We start from the raw sequence: 22,602 nt of genomic DNA on the forward strand, positions 1-22,602 counted from the left end.
CGAATTGACGTCAACGCAGGAAAGAGTGATAACCAGCTCGGCACGGTTTCGAGCGATCACACCGACCCTGTTCGTGGTCCCGCGCAAAATTCACCTGCGTGTTGCCGTCACGTTTTACCGATTTATCTGAAGGACTATATGTGCCCAGAGTCGGCCTACGCCCGCAATTCAATCAAAATGAAGAGGAAGTGGAGTGAAAGCCCTTCGTTGCACCAATGTTTATAAAGTGTTCGGCAAAGATCCGGACCGCGCCGTCGAGCACCTGAAAGCCGGTGGCTCCCGCGCTGATTTGCCCGACGACGTTACGGTGGCAGTCGACGACGTCACGCTCGAGATCGAGGAAGGCGAAATCTTCGTGGTGATGGGGCTATCCGGCTCCGGCAAGTCCACGCTTTTGCGAACACTGAACGCGCTCGGCCCTGCGACCTCCGGCACCATTCACATTGGCGATCAGGAGATCACCGGGATGTCGCTCAAGGAGATCCGCAAGCTCCGCGAAGAGCGCATGTCGATGGTCTTCCAGCACTTCGGGCTCCTGCCCCACCGAACCGTTCTCGAAAACGCGGCCTACCCGCTCGAGATTCAGAAGGTCCCCCGCGCCGAGCGCGAAGCGCGCGCGATGGAGGCGCTGAAAACCACAGGCCTCGAAGGCCGCGAGAATGCCTACCCGGACGAGCTCTCGGGCGGTATGCAGCAACGAGTCGGATTGGCGCGAGCGCTCACGGCTGACGCGGACATTCTCCTCATGGACGAAGCATTCTCCGCACTCGACCCCCTCATCAGGAGGGACATGCAAGAGTTGCTCCTCGAGATTCAGGCCCAGAAGCGCCGGACGATCGTCTTCATCACCCACGACCTCAACGAGGCCATGTACGTGGGCAACCGGATCGCCGTCATGCGCGATGGGCAGGTCGTCCAGGTTGGCACCGCCGAGGAGATCCTCACCAGCCCGGCGAACGACTACATCGCTCGCTTCATCCAAGACGTCGACCGCACGCGCGTCATCCTGGCCTCAACCCTGATGCGTCAGCCCGAAACCCGCATTTTCACGGGCGACGGCCCGCGCGTCGCACTCAAGAAACTGGAGGAGTGGGACGAAGAGGCAGGGTGGGTCACCGATTCCGGCACGCGTAAGCTGCGCGGCATGATCCACACCGACGACGTCGTTCGCGCCTTGCACGACAACCCGGGTCTGACGAGCACCGAGGGCCTGCTTCGCCGGGACTTCGTCTCGGTTCACCCGAATGACACGCTGGCCGACGTCATCGCGCTGTCCGCCGGCACGCCGATCACCATTCCCGTCGTCGACGACGACGGCAAGCTGGCGGGAATCATTCCGCGCATCGCCGTGCTCATTGCGCTGTCGACTGTGGATGAAGACGACGGAGGCGAGGGGGCCACGGACCCCGCGGCTGACGAGCAGATGGAGGACGCACTGTGACACGAGACGATCTACTATTCTCAATTCCTCTCGGTAGCTGGGTCGATTCAATCGTCCGATGGATGATCAGGTCGTGGGAGGTTTTCTTCGACTTCATTGGCAAGATCCTCATCGAGATCTATCAGGCGATCTACTGGGTGCTCTCCACTCCGCCGTTCTGGGTCCTGATCATCGTGTTCGCGGCGCTCGCCTTCTTTGCCAAGGGGTGGAAGCTCGCGCTCGGCACGGCGCTCGGATTCCTCTTGATCTACGCGATGTTCCAATGGGATAACGCCATGTCCACTCTCGCTCTAGTGATCGAAGCCTCGGTGATCGCCACGATTTTCGGCGTCCCGCTCGGTATTTTGGCGGCGCGCGTTCGCTGGATTTCCTACCTGACCAGACCCGTCATGGACTTCCTGCAAAGTATGCCCGCCTTCGTCTACCTCATCCCCTTCGTCATGATCTTCTCGGCCGGAATCGTGCCGGGAATCGTGGCGACTGTCCTTTTCGCAATCGCACCCGCCGTGCGCTTCACGGAGTTGGGAATCCGCCAAGTGGATGCATCGGTTGTCGAAGCGAGCTACGCCTTCGGAGCAACTCCGGGCCGCGTGCTCAGGCAAGTTCAACTCCCGCTCGCGATGCCCACCATCATGGGCGGTATTAACCAGGTCATCATGCTCTCGCTCTCGATGGTCGTGATCGCCGGCATGGTTGGCGGCGGAGGTCTCGGTAACGCCGTCGTCAGCTCAATCCAACGCGTGAATATTTCACTCGGCGCGGAGGCCGGTCTCGCCGTCGTCATCCTCGCAATGTTCCTTGACCGCGTGACGTCCGCATTTGGAAGCAAAACAAAGCGCACGTCCTAACACCTACCCACAATGTCAATCAATGAAAGGTATACATGTTTTCCAAGAAAGCATTGGCAATCGGTTCGGCAATGGCTCTGTCCGTAACGCTCGCTGCCTGCTCCTCCGACTCGGACTCGCAGGACGGCGGTCAGGATACGGCTGTTGAAAAGTCACTGAGCGTTGGAGTCCCCTCGGGTTGGGACGAAGGCATCGTCGTCTCCCACATGATGGCAATCGCCCTCGAAGAGCAGGGATACACAGTGGACCTGACAGACGCCGACATCGGCGTTGTCTTCACCTCCATCGCCTCGGGCGATATGGACCTCCTGTTCGATGCCTGGCTGCCCCTCACGCACGGCGATTACATCGACCAGTACGGCGATTCGCTTGAGGACTTGGGCATTTGGTACGACGACGCCAAGCTCACGATCGCCGTCAACAACGACGCGCCCATCACCTCCCTCGCGGAGCTGGCGGACAACGCGGACGTGTTCAACAACGAGATCGTCGGAATCGACGCCGGCGCTGGTCTGACGCAGACCACCGAGAACGCCGTGATTCCGCAGTACGGCCTTGAAGGCATGAACTTCAAGATCTCCTCCACGGCCGCGATGCTCGCCGAGCTCGATTCGGCGATGGCCTCGGGCGACGACATCGTCGTCACGTTGTGGACCCCGCACTGGGCATACGGTGCCTACGACATCCGCGACCTTGAGGATCCCGAGGGCTCGCTCGGTGGCGCTGAGGAGCTCCACACGTTCGCGCGTGATGGCTTCGCCGCCGACCACCCCGAGGTTGCCGAAATGATCGGAAACTTCGAGCTGACGGCCGAGGAACTCTCGGACGTCGAGAACTACGCGCTCAACGAGAATGCCGACCAGCCGGTCGAGCAGGCTATTGCCGCGTGGCTCGATGAGAACCCCGAGGTTCGCGACCGCATGAACCTGGGCTAAAACCAACCGCTAGGTCACCTAGCAGGGCGGGTGCTTTCTGATGAAGGCACCCGCCCTTTTGGTGCCAGTGCTCTCTGCCCTGGACGAGTGACGGGCTGCCATTCGCGCCGGGCTGCCATTCGCGCCGGGCTGGCGCGCCCGCTGGCTGGCGTCTTCCGCACGCGCCCGCGGGCGTGCCGTAGACTTGTCCGCGGGGCTCCCGCCCGCCGGTCGCCCCACACAACCGATTGAGGAGCCCGATGTCTCGCATTGGATTTGACCGCAATAAGTACATTGAGATGCAGTCCGCCCACATTTCGCAGCGGCGCAAGGACGTCGGCGGCAAACTCTACCTCGAAATGGGCGGCAAGCTCTTCGACGACAACCACGCCTCCCGCGTCCTTCCCGGATTCATGCCGGACAACAAGATCGCCATGCTTGAGCAGATCAAGGACGACATCGAGATCCTCGTCTGCCTCAACGCCAAGGACATCGAGCGGCAAAAGAAGCGCGCCGACTTGGAGATCTCCTACGAGGACGATTTGCTGCGCCTGATCGACGTCTTTCGCGAGCGCGGATTCCTTGTGGAGAATGTGGTGGTGACGCAGATCAGCGACGAGAACCATATCGCCCACGCCTTTTCGGGCCGCCTCCGCCGACTTGGCCTCAAGGTTTTCCACCACCACTCGATTGCGGGTTATCCGTCCGCCACGAAGCGCATTGTCTCCGACGAGGGCTTTGGCTCGAACGACTACGTGCCCACCTCCCGAGACCTCGTCCTCGTCACGGCCCCCGGCCCTGGCTCGGGCAAGCTCGCCACCTGCCTGTCGCAGGTCTACCACGAGTACCGGCGCGGCATCCCGGCCGGGTACGCCAAGTTCGAGACCTTCCCGATCTGGAACCTGCCGTTGAAGCACCCGGTCAACCTCGCCTACGAGGCCGCCACCGCGGATCTCGACGACAACAACGTCATCGACCCCTACCACCTGCAGGCATACGGCGAGCAAGTCACGTCCTACAACCGCGACGTCGAGGTCTTCCCGCTCCTCGAAGCGCTGCTAGAGATGATGCTCGGCAAATCGCCCTACAAGTCGCCCACCGACATGGGCGTCAACATGGTCGGGCACTGCATTTGCGACGACGACGTGGTGCGCGAAGCGTCCAAGCAGGAGATTATCCGCCGGTACTACAAGGCATTGGTGGACGAAGAGGTCAACGATCTGGATCCGGTGCAATCCGAGCGCATCGCGATCGTCATGTCGAAGGCCAAGACGTCCACGGAGGATCGCCGCGTGATCCTGCCAGCGCTCGCGATTCAGGAGGAGACCGGAGAGCCTGGCTCCGCGATCGAGCTGCAAGATGGCACGATCATCACCGGCAAGACGTCCGAGCTTCTGGGCTGTTCGGCAGCGATGTTGCTCAACGCCCTTAAGCATCTGGCAGGGATCCCGGACGATCACCTGCTCCTGTCACCCGAGTCGATTGAGCCGATTCAGACGCTCAAGACCCAGCATCTTGGCTCACGTAACCCGCGTCTGCACATGGATGAGGTGCTCATCGCGCTGTCCGTGTCGGCCTCCGAGTCGGAGGATTCGCGCCGCGCGCTCGACGAGCTGCGCAATCTCGAGGGCTGCAACGTTCACACCACCACGATCCTAGGCTCGGTGGACGAGGCCATTTTCCGCAATCTTGGCATTCTCGTGACCTCCGAGCCGCGCTACCAACGCAAGACTCTCTACCGTAAGCGCTAGCCTCCCCCTCCCGGTTGAGGTCGATTCGCCAGAACCGACTAGGCTGATCCCAGTAGTTATTGAAGGAGGCGCATGAGCGAGCGGGCCCATTTCGCGGGTACTGATCTTGGGCTCACCACAGCCGAGGTGGCAGAGCGCCGCCGAGATGGGCGGGCGAACGAGCTTCCCCCGCGCACCGGCAAGTCGGTTAAGCAGATCGTCCAGCAAAACGTCTTTACGCGCATCAACGCGATCCTGTCGGTCCTGTTCGTCATGGTGTTGGCAACCGGGTCAATCATCAACGGAGCCTTCGGCCTGCTTATCATCGTCAACTCCGGCATCGGCATCATTCAGGAGCTGCGCGCCAAGCGCACGCTCGACTCCCTGACGATCGTGGGAGAGGAGCATCCGCGCGTGTGGCGCGACGGATCGCTGACCGAGGTCACCCAAGAAGAACTCGTTCTCGACGACGTAGTCAGAGTCGGCGCTGGCAACCAGATCGTCGTCGACGGCGTCGTGGAAACGTCCGAATACCTGTCCGTCGACGAATCGAACCTCACCGGCGAATCTGATGCCGTGCGCAAGGAGCGCGGCGACCAGATTATGTCCGGCTCCTACGTCGTGTCGGGCTCGGGCGACTACACGGTGACGAAGGTGGGCGCGGAGTCGTATGCGGCCAAGCTCGCGGCGGAGGCTTCGCGCTTCTCGCTCGCGCATTCCCAGCTCCAGGCGGGCATCAACACGATTCTCAAATACATCACGTGGGTGCTCATCCCCGTCGGCATTCTGACGGTGATCTCGGCCGTGCGCGGCGGGGTGACCGACTGGCGCGCGGTGGTCCTCGAAATCACCGGAGCGCTCGTGCCCATGGTGCCCGAGGGCCTCGTGCTCATCACGTCCACGGCCTTTGCGCTCGGCGTGATCCGGCTCGGTCAGCGCAAGTGCCTCGTCCAGGAGCTACAGGCGATCGAGGGGCTGGCGCGGGTCGACGTCGTGTGTGCCGATAAGACCGGCACGCTGACGGAAAACAGGCTCGAGTTCTCCGAGATCGTCGTGGTCGAGGGCTGCGAGGAGTCGATCGAGGAATGCGAGGAAATTCTCGCGCACCTGCTCGCCACCGACCCCGACCCGAACTCCACCGCAACCGCGATCATCGAACGCTTCCCGCTCGATGGCCCGCAGTGGAGCGTGGGCCCGCGTCAGCCGTTTACCTCGGCAAAGAAGTGGTCCGGAACTACGTTCATTAACGACGACGGCACCATCACCTCGTGGATTCTCGGCGCGCCTGACGTGCTGGCCGGCGAGCACCCCTCGGGCGCCGTCGCGGAGGAGATTGGTTCGACAGGGCGCCGCGTGCTCCTGCTCGCGCACTCGCCCGAACCCGTGGACGCCGCGAATGCCCCGGTGCAGGTCCGCCCGGTGGCGCTGCTCGTGCTTGAACAGAAGATCCGCCCCGACGCCCACGCGACCCTCGAATACTTTGCCGAGCAGGAGGTGGAGGTCAAGGTGATCTCGGGCGACAACGCGGCGTCGGTGGGCGCCGTGACGCAACGCCTTGGAATCACGGCGGGGCAGACGGTGGACGCGCGCCACATCGACGAGGCCTCATTCGCCGACATCATCGAGGGCAACCGCGTCTTTGGCCGCGTGCGCCCCGACCAGAAGCAGGACATGGTCAAGGCCCTGCAAACCAACGGTCACACGGTGGCCATGACGGGCGACGGCGTGAACGACGTTCTCGCCCTCAAAGACGCCGACATCGGGGTAGCGATGGGCTCGGGCTCAGCCGCCACGCGGGCCGTGGCCAAGATCGTGCTCCTCGACAATCGGTTCGCGACCCTGCCGCACGTCGTCGCTGAAGGGCGCCGCGTGATCGGAAACATCGAGCGCGTGGCGAACCTGTTCCTGACGAAAACGATCTACTCGGCGATGCTCGCGATGCTCGTGATCATCGCGGCGGTGCCGTTCCCCTTCGTGCCGATCCACGTGACGATTACCGGCTGGTTCACGATCGGCATCCCGGCATTCCTGCTGGCTCTGCCGCCGAACCACAACCGGGCGCGGCCAAACTTCGTGCCGCGCGTGCTCAGATTCGCGATCCCGGCCGGGCTCATCGTGGGCACGTCCGCGTTCCTCACCTACATGGTGGTCTCGGGCTGGAATGTGCCCGAGGAGCACACCCAGGAATCGACGGCGGCGCTACTGGCCCTGATCATCCCCTCGACGTGGGTGGTGGCGACGATCGCTCGTCCGCTCTCGCCGTGGAAGCTGCTGCTCGTGATCCTGCCGCTGATCGGCTACGGGATCATCTTTAACTGGTCGCTCACGCAGCGCCTGTTCTTCCTCGACTCGTCGAACTCTGGCATGATGCTTCAAGCGACGATGATCGGCCTCATCGCAGCCGCCTGCATCGAGGCGCTGTGGTGGATCGTGCGCGCGCGGTCGGGCACCATGACGCCGCTGTGGAAGCCCGAGCCGTTCTTTGAGCGCCACGACGGCGACCCCCGCGGCGCAGCTGCCAACGACGCAGACCGCGCGGTGATCGACGTCGCCACGCCGGCAACCGTCACGCAGGTCAACTCGAAGGAGATTCGATGAAGGTACATGTTCGCTACTTTGCCGCCGCAGCCGACTACGCGGGCGCGGACTCCGAGGAGATTGAGATCGAGGACGGCGCGAGCGTCGGCGAGCTCGCCGAGGCGATCAAGAGCGCACGCCCAGACTCCGAGCGGCTGGCCAAGGTGCTGGACGTGGCGTCCTTCCTCGTGAACGGCAAGCGCGCTGAGGCGGGTGACGTTCTCACTGGCACGCCCGACGTGGACGTGCTTCCGCCATTTGCCGGCGGCTCACCCGACGCCGCGTGGATGGTTCGATGATCGCGCCACTTGTTGAGCCGGGCGCCGAGCTCACGGAGGCTCAGCGCGAGCGGTTCGCCCGCCACATCAGCTTGGCGGAGATTGGCGAGGTCGGCCAGCGCCGGCTCCTGAACGCCCGGGTGCTCATGGTCGGCGCGGGCGGGCTCGGCTCCACCGCGCTGACGTACCTGGCGGCCGCCGGTGTGGGCGCGATTGGGATCGTCGACGCCGACCGAGTCGACCTATCCAACCTCCAGCGCCAGATCATTCACTCAACGGCGGCAATCGGGGAGCTGAAGGTCGACAGCGCCGCGCGGCGTCTGATCGAGCTCACCCCGGACCTCGAGGTCACCACCTACCCGCTGCGCCTGACGGCAGAGAACGTCGACGAGGTCCTGGGCGGCTGGGATCTCGTGATCGACGGAACCGATAACCTGCCCACGCGCTACCTCGTCTCGGATGCGGCCGTGCGGCTAGGCATGCCCGAGGTCTTTGGAAGCGTGCTCCAATGGGGCGCGCAAATCTCGGTGTTTTGGACGGGGGAGAGGGCTGTTGCGGCGGGGTTCCCCGGCCCGAATGGCCTGAGCCTGCGAGACGTGTTCCCCGAGGAACCTCCTGCGGGCGCCGTGCCGAAGACGGCCGACGTCGGCATCATGGGAAGCGTCCCGGGAATGGCCGGCACGCTCATGGCCTCAGAGGCGATCAAGCTGATCACCGGGGCGGGCGACCTCCTCGTGGGTCGCATCCTCTACGTGGATACGCTCGGCGTCAAGACCGCCGAGATCCCCTTCGCCCCGCGCTAGTCGGCCCGGGAGAAGTGGCGCGCCAGCTCCATCGCGCGCTCCTGATCGAGCGCCGCGAGGTACGGCAACGGATTGATTCCTGCGACCTCAACGAAGTCCGTCAGCATCATGCGGACGGTGTCGCGTAGCTCTTCGGGATCCCACGGCTTTGCGATGTAGTGATCCAGATCGGCGTCGTTGACTGCACGCACGGTGTCCGTCAGATCCGCCTGACCAGTTACGAGAACCTTGCGCGTCATCGCCGTGCGGTCATCGTCCATCATCTGCACGAGAAACTCCACGCCCGTGGTGCCCGGCATGCGGTGATCGCATAGTGCCAGCGCGATCACGTCGCCGTCGGCGTCCACTTCGTCGACGACGTCCCACGCGTCATCCACGTCCTCCGTCGGCTCGATACGCACAATACTGGCGAAATCGATGAGGTCGCGTTCGATTGAGGCTCGAACCTCCGGCTCATCTTCAACAATCAAAATCGCGAGTTTCATTCTTCCTCCATTATTCGTGGCATGATGCCTGATTCGGTCGGGTTAAGGTTTGCGTGCGGCGGGGACTCGGCGAGCGGGGGATCGGCGCTCAGCGGTGACTCGGCAAGTGGGGGATCGGCGTCGTTGATGGGCCCGTGAATTGGCAGGATCACCGTGAAGGTGGTGCCGCTCGGGCTCGAGCTCATGTCGATCGTGCCCTGGTGACGGCTGACGATCGACTGAACCACCGACAGTCCGATGCCCATACCGAAGCGCACCTGCCCGTTCTTCGTGGTGAAGCGCGGCTGATACAGGTTCTCCTGGAGTTCTTTCGAGATGCCCGGGCCGTTGTCGGAGATCCGTACGAACACGCGATCGTCGTCCACGGAGCCGGTGCTGATGGTGATGCGCGCGTCCTCCTGATCCATCATCGCCTCGGCCGCGTTGGCGATGAGGTTCGTCCACACTTGCGAAATCTGCCCCGGGTGGCACGTGATGAGCGGCAGCGAATGGTAGTCGCGCTTGACCTCCACGTTGAATATCTTGTGGGAGAGCAGCCGAAGGGTGTCATCGAGGCCGGTATGGATGTCCACATCGGTGATCGGATCGCCGTCCGGGCGAGCATACGAGCGCAGGGAGGCCACGAGCTCGGTGATGCGGTTCGTGGCCGTGGAGACGTTGCGCAACCCGGTTCCGATCGACGCCGCGAGCTCGATCGTCTCAAAGTCGATGTTGCGGGCGCGCTTGATCTCCTTCGCGAACGCGGGATCGTGAAGGCCGGCGAGCACGAGGCGCTGGGCCACGCTCCGGTCCTTCGTCACTTGCTCCAGTTCCCGGCGAATCTGGCGCGCCTCGCGGGTAGTCACCGACTTCGAATCGTGCGCGGCTTGAACTGCGGCGAGGGTCCGGCGCGCCCACTTCTTGTCTGGCGCGAGGTCGAGCAGGTTAACGACGTCGTTGAAGAGGTGATCCGACGTTCGGTCAATCGCGGCCATCGGGTTGTTGAGCTCGTGCGCGACGCCGGCCGCGAGCTCACCGAGCGAGGCGAAGCGAGCCTGGGTCATGAGTTCCGTACGGGCAGCCTCAAGGTTGTGGAGCGCGGTAGCGAGGTTGGCGCGCTCGCGCTCAAGTTCGGCGGTGAGCTCATGCTGCTCGATCTGAATGTCTTCGGCTCTGCGCAAGCGCCGGTCAAAGGATCGAACGAACAGCGCGGCCACGAGCGCCGGCACCGCCGGGTCATGGTTCCAGATGTAGTTCAACTGCTCGAAGGTCAACTGCACGGTCACCACGTTCGTGGTGGTTTTCGAGGTGAAGAATGCTTCGCGGCCCGAGGTCAGGGCGAGCATGCCGATCAGCCGGCCGGTCGTGGCGTGATGCATGATGACGTCGCCAGCGCCCGAGGACCGTTCGAGTGAGACCTGCCCGGACAGCGCCAGCATCACTTCTTCGACGCGATGTCCCTCGGTGGTGAGCGCAACGTTCGGCGGGAAGTGCACGCGCGGCTGGTAGCCGAGCAGCCGGTCCGCGATCGCCACGATCTCGTGCACGATTTCCAGATCCGACATGTCGATGTTGAGCGCAAACCGCTCGTCCGCCGTCGCCCGTTCGCGCTTGCCCGTCTTGGCCCGCGTGTTCTTGCGGTACCTGCGCAACTGCGTGCGGATTTCGCGCGTGAAGACCTTTTGCCGAAGCTCAGGCAGGAATGCCACGAGGTCGAGGCGCGAGTTGTGCGCCAACGAGTCAAGCCCGGTGATGTCTCGTTCCACGGTCAGCACGACGATGCGGACGTCGTCGTGCTCCTCGGCGTCGAGGAAGTCGTGGATGGGGTGGTCTTGCCCAACGCCGTCGGCGCCTACGGTCATGGTGATGACGGCGAGCTCGTCGAGCTCGGGCTCCAGCCGATCCACATCCTCAAAGGATGCGACCCGGTGGATCTCGCACTCGCCCTGCAGCCCCTGCGCGAGCCACGGCGTAATGCCCGCCGTGAGGTCGTCGTCGCCGATCACAACGACGTCGAGTGGGCGCGAGTCAACCTCCGAGCTGCCGTGCTCGGAGGGAGGAATCACGCCCAGATACGTCATGAAAGCAAGCCCATGGCGTCCCAGATCGGAGGCAGACCGAAGATGAGCAGGAGCGTGGCGACCGTGCCCACGACCATGCCGAGCAACGCCATATCGGAAATCTTGATTTCACCGGTCGAGTAGGCGATGGCATTCGGAGGCGTGGAGATCGGCATCGACATGCCCAGCGAACAGGCGATAGCGACGACGGCCGCAACCGTGATCGTGTTGATGCCATCGAGGGACACGGCCAGCGAGACGGCGAGCGGAACCAGCAGGTTCGCGGCTGCGGAGTGCGAGATAACGTTCGCCATGCCGAAGCCGATGAGGCCAAGGATTGCCACGATAGCAACGCCGCCGAGCGACTCCCACGGAACGGAGGAGACGAGCCATTCGTCCAAGCCCGTGGCGCCCACGCCCGTGCCCAGTGCGATACCGCCGGAGACCAGCCAGAGCACCGGCCAGTCAAGGGCCTTGATATCCGCGCCTGCCATGACCTTCAGGCACAGCAGAGCGACGACGGGGAAGAAGCCCACGGTGTTCGAGGAGACTCCGTGGAGCGGCTCCGTCATCCACAGCAGGATCGTCAGGCCGGCGATGGCGTAGAAGATCTTGGCGTTCGTGGAGCGGTCCCAGTTCGAATCCATTTCCACCTTGATCGTGGCGTCCTTGGGTAGGAACACGAAGGAGAGGAAGAGCCAGGAGAAGAACAGAATGACGAGCATGAAAGGGATCGCCATGATCATCCAGTCCACGAACGAGACGGTGATCCCGCGCTCGGCGAGCGCGCCAATGGCGATGGCGTTTGGTGGCGTGCCGACGGGCGTTCCGATGCCGCCCACGTTTGCCGCCAATGGGATGGACAGCGCTACGCCAGCTCGCGCCTTGCCCTCCGGCAGACCCCTCAGAATCGGCGCGACGACGGCGAACATCGTGGCCGTGGTTGCCGTGTTTGACATGAACATGGACAGCAGGGCGGTGATGATCATGAGCCCGGCGGTGGTGGCGCGCGCGTTATCCGAGAACGGCCTGAGCATGACTGATGCGAGGTTCTTATCAAGGCCGTACTTCTCGGCGCCGTGCGCGATCATGAAACCGCCGAGGAACAGGATGATGACTGGGTTTGCCAAGGCCGCGAAATAGGACGCGGCGGGCAGCGAGGCTTCGGCGAGCGCGGGGTCGCCGGCTCCTGGGTCAACGATCGCACCCTGAGAGACGAGTATGACCTCGAGGAAGATGACGAGCACCGCCGTGGCGGTTAGGGGAATCGGCTCGGTAATCCAGAAAACGATCGCTAGCAAGAAGATGGCCAACATGCGTTCGCCGGGCGGGGCCAGATTAGGAATATCCACCAACAGTGGGAAGAGGAACGCGATCGCGCCTAGGACGAGGCCGATCTTTTCCTTGGTGCCGATCTTGGCACGCCGTTGCGTGACAGGCGGCTTGGTCGACCTGTGGCGGACGGGCCGCGGGCGGCGGGCGGGTTTACGCGTTACTGGCCGTTCGGCGTCTGGTGTGGAGTTCGTGAGCGCATCATCAGTCATATGATTAATATAGGGGCTAAATCACAGCCGTGTTGGGTCTAACGGCTCTCGGAATAGGCCATCGCAGGGTTCGTGATGAGCGGCCGAAGTGCCGGAGGCGCGGGTGGCGTGTGCCGGGCAAGAATCTGGGTGTTGTGGCTGGTCGGATAGCGCTTTTGGGTGCCGCGCACACCCGCTCAGAATTTCCCAGACAATTCCCAGACTGAATCAATAGATATCTAAGGGTCGGTGTGCATACTAGAGATATCGCAAAGGAAGATCCCTTTTAGATTTACCTTTCGTGTGTGTGATGCTGAATAACGTGACACACAGGCTGGAGAAGAAATTTGTGCAGTCTTCTCATAACGGCCAGTGTGTCTGCCCGAGGCGGGCGACCTGATTGCGTGGATGGTCGCCCGCCTCTTTAATGCTCTAAAACCCTGACGTGGCACGTTCTGACATGGCAAGGCCTCACATGGCAACGATCGATCAGGCACGCAAAAGGGCGGAGGTTTGACCCTCCGCCCTTTTGGTTAGCTTATCTAGCTCGTGCGCTTATGCGCGCTTACGACCAGACATGCCGAGGTAGATTCCAATGAAGATGATTGCCACGATCGTGACCACGACCCAACGGACCCAATCGATACCAGCCGTATCAGCCGGATAGCCGGACAGCTGGAGGATCAGGTTACCAACGACGACACCGGCAACACCGAGTGCGACGGTGGCAGCGACGGAGACCTTGTGGCCATCCTTGCGGATGAACTTTGCGAGGAATCCAATGACCGCGCCGAAAATAATCGTTCCAATAATGTTAAACATCGTAGTGACCTCTCTTTCGATAGTGCAGCTCCACGAGTTTGCCCGCTTCGCTATATCACTGATGTCCAATATACCGGTCATGGGCCTGGGGTTGTAACGTGGTACGGCACGTTCACCCACCGCGTATTTGTTGGTAACGTTGGCAAAAAGTCCGTTACGGCGTAATTATTGTAGCATGATTCGACAACAGTTCGGAATCATTCAACGTTGAACGACCCGTGCCTGTCAGCAGACCGCACGGTTCTCGTAGCGTTGAGCGCTGGCGTCGAACACGACCCCTATTAATCCCCGGCAGGGCGGGGAGAAATTGGAATGAGGCGCATCTGCATGGCCTTCATTTCGGCGACGATATCCACCCCTGTGGTCAGTGCGAGGTCGGCTGCAGCAGCGCTCGTAATCGTGGCATGAATCGGTGAATGAGTACCAATATCGATTCGGACGTCGACCCCGGCCGCACCGGCCTCGATCGACGTGACGGTGCCGGATATCACATTGCGAATTGAGCCCGGCGCGGGCGTCGTTCGTAGGGAGACGGCCCGCGGGTCGAAAACAGCGGCCGCGCGATCGCCCTCGGATACGTCGGTGAGCATCCCATGGATCCGGAGGTCGGTGCCGTCCAGAACCAGCGATCCGTTCTCGATGTGCCCGAACTGCATGTTGAGCCCGGCAAAATCCGCGGCGAACTGGGTGGTAGGCGATGAGAGAACCGACTCCATGGCGCCGATCGTGGCGAGGCGCCCGCCGTCGAGAACGGCCACGCGGTCGGCGAGAATCAGCACGTCGATGAGGTCGTGCGTCACGAGCACCGTGGTCAGCCCCTGAATGCGCCCGGCGACGATGGACCTGAGCGCCGCGCTCGAGGCCGTATCGAGCGCCGCGAACGGCTCATCGAGCAGGAGCAGCTGTGGATCGACCGCCAAGACGCGCGCGAGTGCGGTGCGTTGCGCTTGGCCGCCCGAGAGCTGCCAGGGCGCCTTGTGAGCGTGCTCCGACAATCCGACGGCGGCAAGCTCTGCCTGCGCCCGCGCGTTCGCCTCGGCCTTGGGCACCCCGTTGCATCGCGGCCCGAAAGCGACGTTTTCGAGCACCGACATGTGCGGGAACAACGACGGCGACTGGTCAAGGAACCCCACGGTTTCCGGCGCGTCCACGCGCGATTCCGGGCTGGCGATGTCCCCGGCCAGAAGGCGGATACCCGTGGATTTACCCGATCCGTTCGGCCCGATGATCGCGAGCGTTTCTCCCGCCTTTCCGTGCAGCTCGTAGGCGACGCCGCGCTCGGGAACATCGGCAACAAGGCTAAACGGCGCGGCGTCCTCAAGCAGATGAGTCCCGGGACGAGGGGTAGCCGCCGCGTCGTCGTGATCGGGCTCGGGAACTGACGAAAAGCGCCGCATGTTGCGTGCCTCAAGTACCGTCGTCAGCCCGGTGAGCGCCATAGCGATGAGGATGAGGACGAGCGAGAGGGCGATCGCGGCGTCGGGGTCTTGTTCGCGCTGGAGGTAGACCTCGAGGGGGAGCGTGCGGGTGGTGCCCTGCATGGAGCCGGCGAAGGTGATGGTGGCGCCGAATTCGCCGAGCGAGCGGGCGAAGGCCAAGGCGGCTCCGGATGCGATCGATGGGCCGAGGAGGGGGAGGGTGATGCGCGAAAACTGGATCCACCGGCTGGCGCCGAGGCCACGCGCGGCGTGTTCGAGGTCGGAGCCGGCGGCTTTTGCGGCGGTTTCGACCGTCATGACGAGGTAGGGCAGCGAGACGAAGACTTGGGCGAGTACAACGGCAATGGTCGTGAACGGGATTTGGATACCAAAGGTCTCGAGTGCTGGGCCAAAGACGCCGCGGCGGCCGAACGTCGTCAGGAGTGCCAAGCCGGCCACCACCGGCGGCATGACCAGCGGCACTAACACGAAGGTCCGAGCCGGGGTCAGCCAGCGGGGGCGCCGCGGGGCCTCGGCCGCGCGGGCAAGAATGAGCGCGAGCGGCGTGCCGATCACGAGGCAGATCGCGGTGGCGAGGAGGCACGTGCGCAGGGATAGCCACAGGGCGTCCATCGACGATTCCGTTGCCAGAATCGTGCCGAGATCCGCCCACGGCACGCGTGAGGCCATGCCGAGCAGCGGCAGCGTCAGCGCCAGCAGCGCCAGTAGCGCCGGCAACCAAAACCAGGGCGGGATTCCGCGCAGATGCGAGACCATATCCGTCACAGCCTAGTCGTCGCCGAAGCCGTAGGTGGCCAGAATGTCCCGGCCGGCGTCGGACATGACGGCGTCCATGAACGCGGCGGCGAGCTCGGGGTTCGGTGCGTCCGCGAGGGTGGCGATCATGTAGACGGTGCCCACGGCGGTGATGCCCTCCACCTCGACGATCTCCACGGCATTGCCGGCGAGCAGGGCGTCGGTGAGGTAAACGAGGCCCGCGTCGGCCTCACCGGTTTCCACTTTCGTGCGCACGTCTGTGACCGACTGTTCCTCGGAGACGGGCGTGAAGTCGATCCCGGCGCTCTCGGCGAGCTCGGCGCTGACCGTGCCGCAGGGAACCTGCGGTGCACAGATCACGAAGTTGGCGGCGTTCGCGGATTCGAGGCCGCTTACTCCGGCGGGGTTGCCTGCCGGAACGATGAGGCGCAGGGTGTTTTTGGTGAGCTCCGCGGGTTCGTTCACGAGGTCGGCGGCCACCGCCTTATCCATGTTTGCCACGTTGGCAGACGCGAAGACGTCGGCCGCGGCGCCTGAGCGCATCTTCTCCACCAGCGAGGACGATCCTTCAAATGCGAAGTTCACCTCGACGTCGGGGTAGTCCTGAGCAAAGACGTCCTCGGCAATCTCAGGAAAAGCCGCGTTGAGTGAGGCTGCGGCGAAGACGGTCAGCTCGCCAGCGTCGCTAGTGCCCGCTCCGCCACTGCCTGCTCCGCCAGTGCCAGCTACGTCAGAGCACGCTCCCAGTGCCATGAGCGTCAGCGCGCTCAGATACGCAAACCTGCGAATCGTCATCATATTCTCCAAGGCGCAACGTAGGTCCCTAGGCGCCACCGAGCTGTTGCCCGTCTCGGTGAAAGGACGTGTGACGGCAGTTTCCGCCCTGCCGTGGCGTTCTCTCACTCTAGTCGCATGACGCGCTGCTGGGGCACGATCTTCCAAGCCGGGCGGACGGCGTCGTGAATCATCTGTGAAAAAGAGAACTAGTCCAAGAATTGAGAAATCCTTGACTATTTCATTACCCGATCTAGGCTGGAGGCCATGACTATCAAAGCTGCAGTAGTGACGGTGTCCGATCGTGCCTCGACGGGTGAACGCGAGGATCTCTCGGGTCCGACCGCCGTGCGACGCCTCGAGGAGGCCGGCGTTCAGGTGCTGGAAACGGTCGTGGTTCACGACGACGTTCGCGTGATCGCCGAAGCCATCCAGGAGGTTGCCTACGACGAAATCGACCTCGTCATCACCACCGGCGGCACCGGCATCACGCCGCAGGACTACACGGCGCGCGCGATGGATCCGCTCCTGCGCTTTGACATCCCCGGCATCGCCGAGGCGATTCGCTACAAGGGCATCGAAAAGGGCGTGCCCGGCGCGCTGCTCTCGCGCGGGCGCGCGGGCGTGATGGTCGGCGGCAAGAATCGAACGCTCATCATCAACCTCGCCGGCTCGGTGGGCGCGGTGGAAGACGGCATGGACGTCATCGTCCCCGTCCTCGAGCACGCTGTCGCGCAAATGCGGGGCGCTGATCACTGAGCGCACTGGTCACTGATCACTGAGCTGACGGGCTTAGAAGTCAATCACCTTGACGAGGTCGCCTTCGCTCACGCCCTCCACATCGGCGTTGACGACGGCGAGGACGTCCGCCGCGTGCATGGTTGCCACGAGGTGTGAGCCCGAGCCCAGTTCGTGCACGGGAACGACGACGTCGCCGTCGGCTCCCCGAATAAGCTTCGCCGCGAGGAACTGACGCCGGCCGGCCGGGGTTGACCACGACGCGCCAGCCCGGGCAACGGGGCACTTGGGCGCGGAATCCGCGAGGTCGTCTGGCTGCCCAAGCAGGCGCGCAATGAACGGGCGCACGAACAGCCGGAACGAGACGGCCACCGACACCGGGTTGCCCGGCAGCGCGATGAGTGGAACGTCGCCGGCCATGCCGTGACCCTGCGGTTTGCCCGGCTGCATCGCGACCTTCTCAAACGTCCAGCCGTGGGCGAGGCCGTATTCCTTGACGGGGTCGAAGGCGCCCATCGAAACGCCGCCCGACGTGACGATGAGATCGGCGTCCGCGGGGAGCGCGCGGTCAAACTCTTCTGCCGTATCCGCGACCCGCGCGATCGTCGGCTCGCCGCCGGCCTCGCGAACGAGGAGCGCGAGAAGGGTGGAATTCGAATCGGGGATCATCCCCGGGCCGGGCTTCTCGCCCGGGGCAGCGAGCTCCGAGCCGGTGGCGAGGATTGCCACGCGTGGCCTGCGCACCACCTCGACCTCGCCATAGCCAATCGACGCGAGCGCCGAGAGCGCCCGCGGCCTGAGCACCGTGCCCGCCTCGATCACGCGGGTGCCAGCCGTGAGGTCCTCGCCGGCAAAGCGCACGTTCGCGTTGGGCTTCGGGATGACGTTGATGAGCACTCGACGTGGCATCTTCGAGGCCCCGCGCGGCGCGTCCGTGTCTTCGACCTTCACGACGGCGTCCGCCCACTCGGGCACGGGCGCGCCCGTCATGATCCGGGCGGCAACCGGCAGGTCGTCGTCGTGATCGATCTGCGCGCCGATGTCGCCGGCCGCCACCTCTTGGATGACCGCGAACTCCCACGGGCCCTCGCCGGTGAAGTCTTCGCGGCGAACGGCGAAGCCGTCCATGGCCGAATTGTCGAAGGGCGGCACGGAGAGCTTGGCGATTGCGTCCGCTCCGAGGGTGCGGCCGAGCGCGTCGGCTAGGGGGATGGTTTCGGTGGTGAGGCGGGCGTGGGGCAGGTTGGTGAAGATCTGCTCGCGGTACTCTTCGGGGGTCATCGATGCTCCTAGGCCTGGATGGACCGATCGGTCTCGAACCCGGGGCGTTCCCAGGTGCCCGAGCGCCCGCCGGACTTGCGGGTGATGAGCAGGTCTGTGATGGCGGCCGAGCGGTCGACGCCCTTGACCATATCCACCACGGTCAGCGCGGCCACCGAGGCGGCCGTGAGCGCTTCCATCTCCACGCCGGTGCGGTCGGCCGTGCGAACCGTGGTGCGGATCAGCACGTGATCCTGGGCAAGCTCGATGTCCACCTCCGCGCCGTGAACGCCGATTGTGTGGGCGAGGGGCAGGAGGTCGGGCACGCGCTTGGCGGCCGCGATCCCGGCAACTCGCGCCACGGCGAGCACGTCACCCTTGGGCACGCGGCCCTCGCGCAACGCCGCCATGACCGTGGGCGACACGAGCACCTTGGCCTGCGCGCTCGCGGCGCGAACGGTGGGCTGCTTGGCGGTGACGTCAACCATCCAGACCTTGCCCTCGGAATCGAGGTGGGGAAGTTTCATAGCTGTCCTCTCGCTGGCTACTGGTCTCATGTTAGTGTGATGTGCGAACTCACCGCCACGGCGGGCGCGCCCGCGACCAGCTCCACCCAGGAGGGCTCATGGACATCAGCACGCGAATCGGCGCCACCGGCGTCCAAGACACCCCGCTCGAAACCACCCCGATTGCCGACACGGTCCGTTCGGATGCGTCCGGAGCGCTCGTCATTTTCGAGGGTATCGTTCGCAATCACGACGACGGCCGGTCCGTCACCGGCATCGAGTACTCCGCGCACCCCTTGGCACCCGACGTCGTGCGAGAGGTGGCCGAGGAGGTTGCTCAGCGTCATCCTGAGTGCCGCGTGGCCGTCGTGCACAGGGTGGGCAAGCTCGGAATTGGCGACATGGCAATGGTGGCGGCGGTGTCAAGCCCGCACAGATCGGCGTCGTTCGCGGCAATTCAGGACGTGGTGGATACCGTCAAAGACAAGCTGCCCGTGTGGAAGCGCCAGCTTTTTACGGACGGTTCCGATGAGTGGGTGGGAAGCGCCTAGCGCTTAGCCGCCGATTTCCGACATGTAGCGATCGGGCTGAACGAAGCCGGGATCATCGATGCCGTGGCCGGGCTTCTTCTCCCACATAGCGCCCACCCAGATCTTGGCGAGCTCGAGATCCGTGGCGCCCGAACGCAGCGGGCCGCGCAGATCCGTCTCGCCGCGAGCAAACAGGCAGTTGCGGATCTGGCCGTCGGCCGTGAGGCGGGTGCGATCGCAGTCGCGGCAAAATGGCTTGGTCACCGAGGCAATCACGCCGACGGTGCCGCCCGGGTGATCCGGGCCCGGAGCCACATTCCACAGCTGGGCTGGCGCTGACCGATCGACGCGCGGCGCCTCGCTCAACTCGAATTCCTCGCTGAGGAAATCCAAGATTTCATCCTGGGGCACCATGTTCTTCCGCGACCACGTCTCACGCGGCCCAAGCGGCATGTGCTCGATGATCCGCAGCTGGGCCCCGGCTTGCAGCGCGTAGCGCAGAAGATCCTTCAGGCCGGCGTCGTTGACGTCGCGCATGGCCACCGCGTTGATCTTCACCGGGGTCAGGCCAGCCTCGCGGGCGGCGTTGATACCGAGGAAGACGTCGTGGAGGCGGTCGCGGTGAGAGATGTGCTTGTAGACCTCGGGGTCCACGGAATCCATGGAGACGTTGACGCGGCTGAGCCCGGCGTCGGCCAGTGCGTGCGCCTTCTTGTCGAGGCCTAGCGCGTTGGTGGTCAGCGACAGGTCGGGCGCGGTGCCCTGAACCGTGCGCAGCGAATGCGCGAACTCGACGATCTCAAGCAGCGAGCGGCGCAGAAGCGGCTCGCCGCCGGTGAAGCGGATTTCCTCGATGCCGAGCATGTCCACCGCAATGCGAATCAGCCGCATGACCTCGCTGTCAGTGAGCGTCTGCTCGGTTGGCAGCCAGTCGAGCCCCTCCGGGGGCATGCAGTACGAGCAGCGCAGGTTGCACCGGTCGGTCAGCGAAACCCGCAAGTCTCGCGCAACTCGACCCCACTGGTCACGAAGTGCCAGCGTCTGCGTCTGTTCTACGGTCATACACTCATCCTAGCGATTATGCGTATGGGCTACGCCTGTCAGCCCGTTCGCGCTGGTGACTGCGCGAATCCATCCTCCTAAGGTACGGGCAGTAGTAAGATCTTTCAAGAACGAAGATCACATTTTTACATTGTCATGCTAGTGAAAAATGAGGGGTTATGAGCGAGAGGGTCGCAGCGATCATCATTCTCGCTGGTGGCACGGCCGCCCGGCTCGGTGGCGTGTCCAAACCCGATTTCAAGGTTGGCGGCCGGCGCCTCATCGACATCCTGTTTGATCAGCTCGACGCCATCGGCTTCGCCGGCGAGGCGATCGTGGTGGCGCCCGCCGACGTGGCGGTCCGGCCCGGCGTGGTCCTCACCCTCGAAGATCCGCCGCACGGCGGCCCGCTCGCAGGAATCGGCGCGGGGGTGCGGGCACTCACCATCAACGACGACGATCTCGTGGCGATCGCGACCTGCGACGCGCCCGTAGCTGTTCGGCTCCTGCCACAGATGGCCAGCGTGCTGAACGGCGGGCTGACGAACGACGGGCTGGCGAACGACGGGCTGGCGAACGACGGACCTTCTGACGCGCGGCGACCAGACGGCGTCGTACCTCTAAATGTCCGGGACTGGCCGCAATATGCGCACGGCCTCTACCGCGCGGGTGCGCTGCGCTCGCTGGCGTTCGAGCGCGACGGCTCGGTGCGCCGGGCATTTTGCGGGTTGGATCTCGCGACCGTTCGCGACGACGCGGGCCACTGTATCGACGTCGATACGCCCGAGGAAGCGCAGGCTCTCCTCGCGCATCTTACACATGTAGAAAATCCGGATAATTTTGGCAGTTCCGCGTAGTTTTGGCCGAAAGTCCCGGTATTTATTCCACTGCCGCGCATACCATCGAATGGATTGCATCTTTCTAGATCGGAGCCCATCGTGGCACAACATCAAGCGCCAATGACTGCGGGGGCAATCTACGCTTCAATTGCGTCGCTCTCTCCCGCCCAGCAAACAATGCTGACGGAAATCTCGAAGCACTCCGATCCCGTCACCGTCACCCAGCTCGCCGCCAACCTTGGCCTGCACCCGAATTCTGTGCGCGCCACGCTCGACTCGCTCTCGAGGATGCGGCTGATCGACCGGCAAGTGATCAAGTCCGGTGGGCGCGGGCGCCCGTCGTGGGGCTACTACGCACTCGCTCCCGACACCGAATCCTACGCATCCGCGCAGATGGTCGAGCTAACGCACATCTTTTGCGACGCGATCCGCGAGTATGCCGACGATCCCGTGGCCGAGGCTCGCCGCATTGGCAGCCAGTGGGGCGACCGCGTGCTTGAGAACCTCTCCGGCGAGGCCGATGCGGATCACGTTCACGACGCCCTCGACCTCAGCACCCAGATTTCCCAGCTGCGCGTCCTGTATACGTCGCTGGGCACGGCCGCCACGATCAACCGTGACTTCCCCCATGTGATTGACCTGCACTCCTGCCCGTTCGTCAACCGGCAAGGACAGGTCGATCCACTGATCTGCGAAATGCACCGCGGGCTCATCTCGCGCGTCATGGAATCGAACTACGATTCGACCATCGTCGGCCGGCTCTATCCCATACCGGTGCCCGGCGTGTGCAAAATCGAGATTGAAGAGGTTGCGTCCGCGTGAGGTTTCTACTCAACATAATCTGGATCGTCTTTGGCGGTTTCTTACTGTTCTTGGAATACATCCTCGTCGGCATCGTGGGCATCCTGTTCATCGTGACGATCCCGGCGTCGATCGCGTGCTTCCGCATCGCCTCGTACGTGCTGTGGCCGTTCGGGCGCGTGGTTGTGGACAAGCCGGAGGCCGGCGCGGGCTCGGCGATCATGAACGTCGTGTGGTTCATCGTTGCCGGCGTATGGCTCGCGATTGGCCACATCGTCACCGCATTCTTCCAGGCAATCACGATCATCGGCATCCCGCTCGCGATCGCGAACATCAAGCTCATTCCGGTCACGTGCTTCCCGTTCGGGAAGATGGTCGTGTCTGCGGACAAAGCCAGCCGTTACAGCAACCCGCGCGGCCAGGACGTCTTCATCACGAACTAGGCGGGCTTCCGTACG

Annotated in this window: 21 protein-coding genes; 12 read left to right on the forward strand and 9 right to left on the reverse strand. The window is 63.7% G+C overall.

What is annotated here, in order from left to right; all coding sequences use genetic code 11:
- Window positions 1-226: 226 nt before the first annotated feature.
- The 7 genes from ACHFFR_RS04870 (at window position 227) to ACHFFR_RS04900 (ending at window position 8,591) form a co-directional block, all read left to right on the forward strand.
- Window positions 227-1,441 (forward strand): glycine betaine/L-proline ABC transporter ATP-binding protein, encoded by a 1,215-nt coding sequence (locus ACHFFR_RS04870; protein WP_394263153.1) that lies wholly within the window; start codon window positions 227-229, stop codon window positions 1,439-1,441.
- Window positions 1,442-1,503: 62 nt separating this feature from the next.
- Window positions 1,504-2,289 (forward strand): ABC transporter permease, encoded by a 786-nt coding sequence (locus ACHFFR_RS04875; protein WP_394263154.1) that lies wholly within the window; start codon window positions 1,504-1,506, stop codon window positions 2,287-2,289.
- A gap of 35 nt (window positions 2,290-2,324) precedes the next feature.
- Window positions 2,325-3,224, forward strand: coding sequence for a glycine betaine ABC transporter substrate-binding protein (locus tag ACHFFR_RS04880; protein ID WP_394263155.1), 900 nt, complete (start codon window positions 2,325-2,327; stop codon window positions 3,222-3,224).
- A gap of 239 nt (window positions 3,225-3,463) precedes the next feature.
- Window positions 3,464-4,954, forward strand: coding sequence for a DUF1846 domain-containing protein (locus ACHFFR_RS04885; RefSeq protein WP_394263156.1), 1,491 nt, complete (start codon window positions 3,464-3,466; stop codon window positions 4,952-4,954).
- 72 nt (window positions 4,955-5,026) lie between these two features.
- A complete protein-coding gene (locus ACHFFR_RS04890) occupies window positions 5,027-7,531 on the forward strand; it encodes an HAD-IC family P-type ATPase (protein ID WP_394263157.1) in 2,505 nt (834 codons plus the stop codon).
- On the forward strand, window positions 7,528-7,809 hold the full coding sequence (locus ACHFFR_RS04895; RefSeq protein WP_394263158.1) for a MoaD/ThiS family protein: 282 nt from the start codon (window positions 7,528-7,530) through the stop codon (window positions 7,807-7,809). Before ACHFFR_RS04890 ends, ACHFFR_RS04895 begins: the two co-directional genes overlap by 4 nt.
- Entirely contained in the window at window positions 7,806-8,591 is a 786-nt protein-coding gene (locus ACHFFR_RS04900; protein WP_394263159.1) for a HesA/MoeB/ThiF family protein, read from the forward strand. Before ACHFFR_RS04895 ends, ACHFFR_RS04900 begins: the two co-directional genes overlap by 4 nt.
- Here ACHFFR_RS04900 and ACHFFR_RS04905 read toward each other — a convergent pair.
- From ACHFFR_RS04905 to modA, 6 genes are all read right to left on the reverse strand, one after another.
- Complete coding sequence (locus ACHFFR_RS04905) at window positions 8,588-9,076, reverse strand: response regulator (RefSeq protein WP_394263160.1); 489 nt, start codon at window positions 9,074-9,076, stop codon at window positions 8,588-8,590. The two genes, ACHFFR_RS04900 and ACHFFR_RS04905, sit on opposite strands and share 4 nt — an antisense overlap.
- On the reverse strand, window positions 9,073-11,136 hold the full coding sequence (locus tag ACHFFR_RS04910) for an ATP-binding protein (protein ID WP_394263161.1): 2,064 nt from the start codon (window positions 11,134-11,136) through the stop codon (window positions 9,073-9,075). Before ACHFFR_RS04910 ends, ACHFFR_RS04905 begins: the two co-directional genes overlap by 4 nt.
- Window positions 11,133-12,659, reverse strand: coding sequence for an SLC13 family permease (locus ACHFFR_RS04915; protein ID WP_394263162.1), 1,527 nt, complete (start codon window positions 12,657-12,659; stop codon window positions 11,133-11,135). The genes ACHFFR_RS04910 and ACHFFR_RS04915 overlap by 4 nt, the downstream gene beginning before the upstream one ends.
- Before the next feature lie 534 nt (window positions 12,660-13,193).
- Window positions 13,194-13,460: a GlsB/YeaQ/YmgE family stress response membrane protein gene (locus ACHFFR_RS04920; protein WP_394263163.1), complete on the reverse strand. Its 267-nt coding sequence runs from the start codon at window positions 13,458-13,460 to the stop codon at window positions 13,194-13,196.
- 281 nt (window positions 13,461-13,741) lie between these two features.
- Window positions 13,742-15,655, reverse strand: a complete 1,914-nt coding sequence (locus ACHFFR_RS04925; RefSeq protein ID WP_394263189.1) for an ABC transporter permease — start codon at window positions 15,653-15,655, stop codon at window positions 13,742-13,744.
- Window positions 15,656-15,667: 12 nt separating this feature from the next.
- Complete coding sequence (gene modA / locus ACHFFR_RS04930; RefSeq protein WP_394263164.1) at window positions 15,668-16,450, reverse strand: molybdate ABC transporter substrate-binding protein; 783 nt, start codon at window positions 16,448-16,450, stop codon at window positions 15,668-15,670.
- 246 nt (window positions 16,451-16,696) lie between these two features.
- Between modA and ACHFFR_RS04935 the strand changes: the two genes are divergently transcribed.
- Window positions 16,697-17,188, forward strand: coding sequence for a molybdenum cofactor biosynthesis protein B (locus ACHFFR_RS04935; RefSeq protein ID WP_394263165.1), 492 nt, complete (start codon window positions 16,697-16,699; stop codon window positions 17,186-17,188).
- Window positions 17,189-17,221: 33 nt separating this feature from the next.
- On the opposite strand, the gene glp is transcribed toward ACHFFR_RS04935, so the two are convergent.
- Both glp and moaC read right to left on the reverse strand, forming a co-directional pair.
- The gene (gene glp / locus ACHFFR_RS04940; protein WP_394263166.1) at window positions 17,222-18,448 is read right to left on the reverse strand and encodes a gephyrin-like molybdotransferase Glp; all 1,227 of its coding nucleotides are present in this window, start codon (window positions 18,446-18,448) and stop codon (window positions 17,222-17,224) included.
- An 8-nt stretch (window positions 18,449-18,456) separates the two neighbouring features.
- Window positions 18,457-18,954, reverse strand: coding sequence for a cyclic pyranopterin monophosphate synthase MoaC (gene moaC, locus ACHFFR_RS04945; RefSeq protein ID WP_394263167.1), 498 nt, complete (start codon window positions 18,952-18,954; stop codon window positions 18,457-18,459).
- A gap of 98 nt (window positions 18,955-19,052) precedes the next feature.
- Between moaC and ACHFFR_RS04950 the strand changes: the two genes are divergently transcribed.
- Window positions 19,053-19,484 (forward strand): molybdenum cofactor biosynthesis protein MoaE, encoded by a 432-nt coding sequence (locus ACHFFR_RS04950; protein ID WP_394263168.1) that lies wholly within the window; start codon window positions 19,053-19,055, stop codon window positions 19,482-19,484.
- Window positions 19,485-19,487: 3 nt separating this feature from the next.
- On the opposite strand, the gene moaA is transcribed toward ACHFFR_RS04950, so the two are convergent.
- Window positions 19,488-20,525: a GTP 3',8-cyclase MoaA gene (moaA, locus tag ACHFFR_RS04955; protein ID WP_394263169.1), complete on the reverse strand. Its 1,038-nt coding sequence runs from the start codon at window positions 20,523-20,525 to the stop codon at window positions 19,488-19,490.
- A gap of 158 nt (window positions 20,526-20,683) precedes the next feature.
- Between moaA and ACHFFR_RS04960 the strand changes: the two genes are divergently transcribed.
- From ACHFFR_RS04960 to ACHFFR_RS04970, 3 genes are all read left to right on the forward strand, one after another.
- Window positions 20,684-21,361, forward strand: coding sequence for a molybdenum cofactor guanylyltransferase (locus tag ACHFFR_RS04960; protein ID WP_394263170.1), 678 nt, complete (start codon window positions 20,684-20,686; stop codon window positions 21,359-21,361).
- A gap of 102 nt (window positions 21,362-21,463) precedes the next feature.
- Window positions 21,464-22,165 carry a helix-turn-helix transcriptional regulator gene (locus ACHFFR_RS04965; RefSeq protein WP_394263171.1) on the forward strand — a complete coding sequence of 234 codons (702 nt, stop codon included), beginning with the start codon at window positions 21,464-21,466 and terminating at the stop codon, window positions 22,163-22,165.
- On the forward strand, window positions 22,162-22,587 hold the full coding sequence (locus tag ACHFFR_RS04970; RefSeq protein ID WP_394263172.1) for a YccF domain-containing protein: 426 nt from the start codon (window positions 22,162-22,164) through the stop codon (window positions 22,585-22,587). Before ACHFFR_RS04965 ends, ACHFFR_RS04970 begins: the two co-directional genes overlap by 4 nt.
- Window positions 22,588-22,602: the final 15 nt, after the last annotated feature.

The organism is Trueperella sp., from assembly GCF_043424875.1.
Taxonomy (GTDB): Bacteria; Actinomycetota; Actinomycetes; order Actinomycetales; family Actinomycetaceae; genus Trueperella.

Excerpts from the sequence above, each read along its gene's own strand:
- ACHFFR_RS04875 (WP_394263154.1), top strand. The coding sequence starts at position 1,504 with ATGATCAGGTCGTGGGAGGTTTTCTTCGACTTCATTGGCAAGATCCTC.
- ACHFFR_RS04880 (WP_394263155.1), top strand. The coding sequence starts at position 2,325 with ATGTTTTCCAAGAAAGCATTGGCAATCGGTTCGGCAATGGCTCTGTCC.
- ACHFFR_RS04885 (WP_394263156.1), top strand. The coding sequence starts at position 3,464 with ATGTCTCGCATTGGATTTGACCGCAATAAGTACATTGAGATGCAGTCC.
- ACHFFR_RS04890 (WP_394263157.1), top strand. The coding sequence starts at position 5,027 with ATGAGCGAGCGGGCCCATTTCGCGGGTACTGATCTTGGGCTCACCACA.
- ACHFFR_RS04895 (WP_394263158.1), top strand. The coding sequence starts at position 7,528 with ATGAAGGTACATGTTCGCTACTTTGCCGCCGCAGCCGACTACGCGGGC.
- ACHFFR_RS04900 (WP_394263159.1), top strand. The coding sequence starts at position 7,806 with ATGATCGCGCCACTTGTTGAGCCGGGCGCCGAGCTCACGGAGGCTCAG.
- ACHFFR_RS04905 (WP_394263160.1), bottom strand. The coding sequence starts at position 9,076 with ATGAAACTCGCGATTTTGATTGTTGAAGATGAGCCGGAGGTTCGAGCC.
- ACHFFR_RS04910 (WP_394263161.1), bottom strand. The coding sequence starts at position 11,136 with ATGACGTATCTGGGCGTGATTCCTCCCTCCGAGCACGGCAGCTCGGAG.
- ACHFFR_RS04915 (WP_394263162.1), bottom strand. The coding sequence starts at position 12,659 with ATGACTGATGATGCGCTCACGAACTCCACACCAGACGCCGAACGGCCA.
- ACHFFR_RS04920 (WP_394263163.1), bottom strand. The coding sequence starts at position 13,460 with ATGTTTAACATTATTGGAACGATTATTTTCGGCGCGGTCATTGGATTC.
- ACHFFR_RS04925 (WP_394263189.1), bottom strand. The coding sequence starts at position 15,655 with ATGGTCTCGCATCTGCGCGGAATCCCGCCCTGGTTTTGGTTGCCGGCG.
- modA (WP_394263164.1), bottom strand. The coding sequence starts at position 16,450 with ATGACGATTCGCAGGTTTGCGTATCTGAGCGCGCTGACGCTCATGGCA.
- ACHFFR_RS04935 (WP_394263165.1), top strand. The coding sequence starts at position 16,697 with ATGACTATCAAAGCTGCAGTAGTGACGGTGTCCGATCGTGCCTCGACG.
- glp (WP_394263166.1), bottom strand. The coding sequence starts at position 18,448 with ATGACCCCCGAAGAGTACCGCGAGCAGATCTTCACCAACCTGCCCCAC.
- moaC (WP_394263167.1), bottom strand. The coding sequence starts at position 18,954 with ATGAAACTTCCCCACCTCGATTCCGAGGGCAAGGTCTGGATGGTTGAC.
- ACHFFR_RS04950 (WP_394263168.1), top strand. The coding sequence starts at position 19,053 with ATGGACATCAGCACGCGAATCGGCGCCACCGGCGTCCAAGACACCCCG.
- moaA (WP_394263169.1), bottom strand. The coding sequence starts at position 20,525 with ATGACCGTAGAACAGACGCAGACGCTGGCACTTCGTGACCAGTGGGGT.
- ACHFFR_RS04960 (WP_394263170.1), top strand. The coding sequence starts at position 20,684 with ATGAGCGAGAGGGTCGCAGCGATCATCATTCTCGCTGGTGGCACGGCC.
- ACHFFR_RS04965 (WP_394263171.1), top strand. The coding sequence starts at position 21,464 with ATGACTGCGGGGGCAATCTACGCTTCAATTGCGTCGCTCTCTCCCGCC.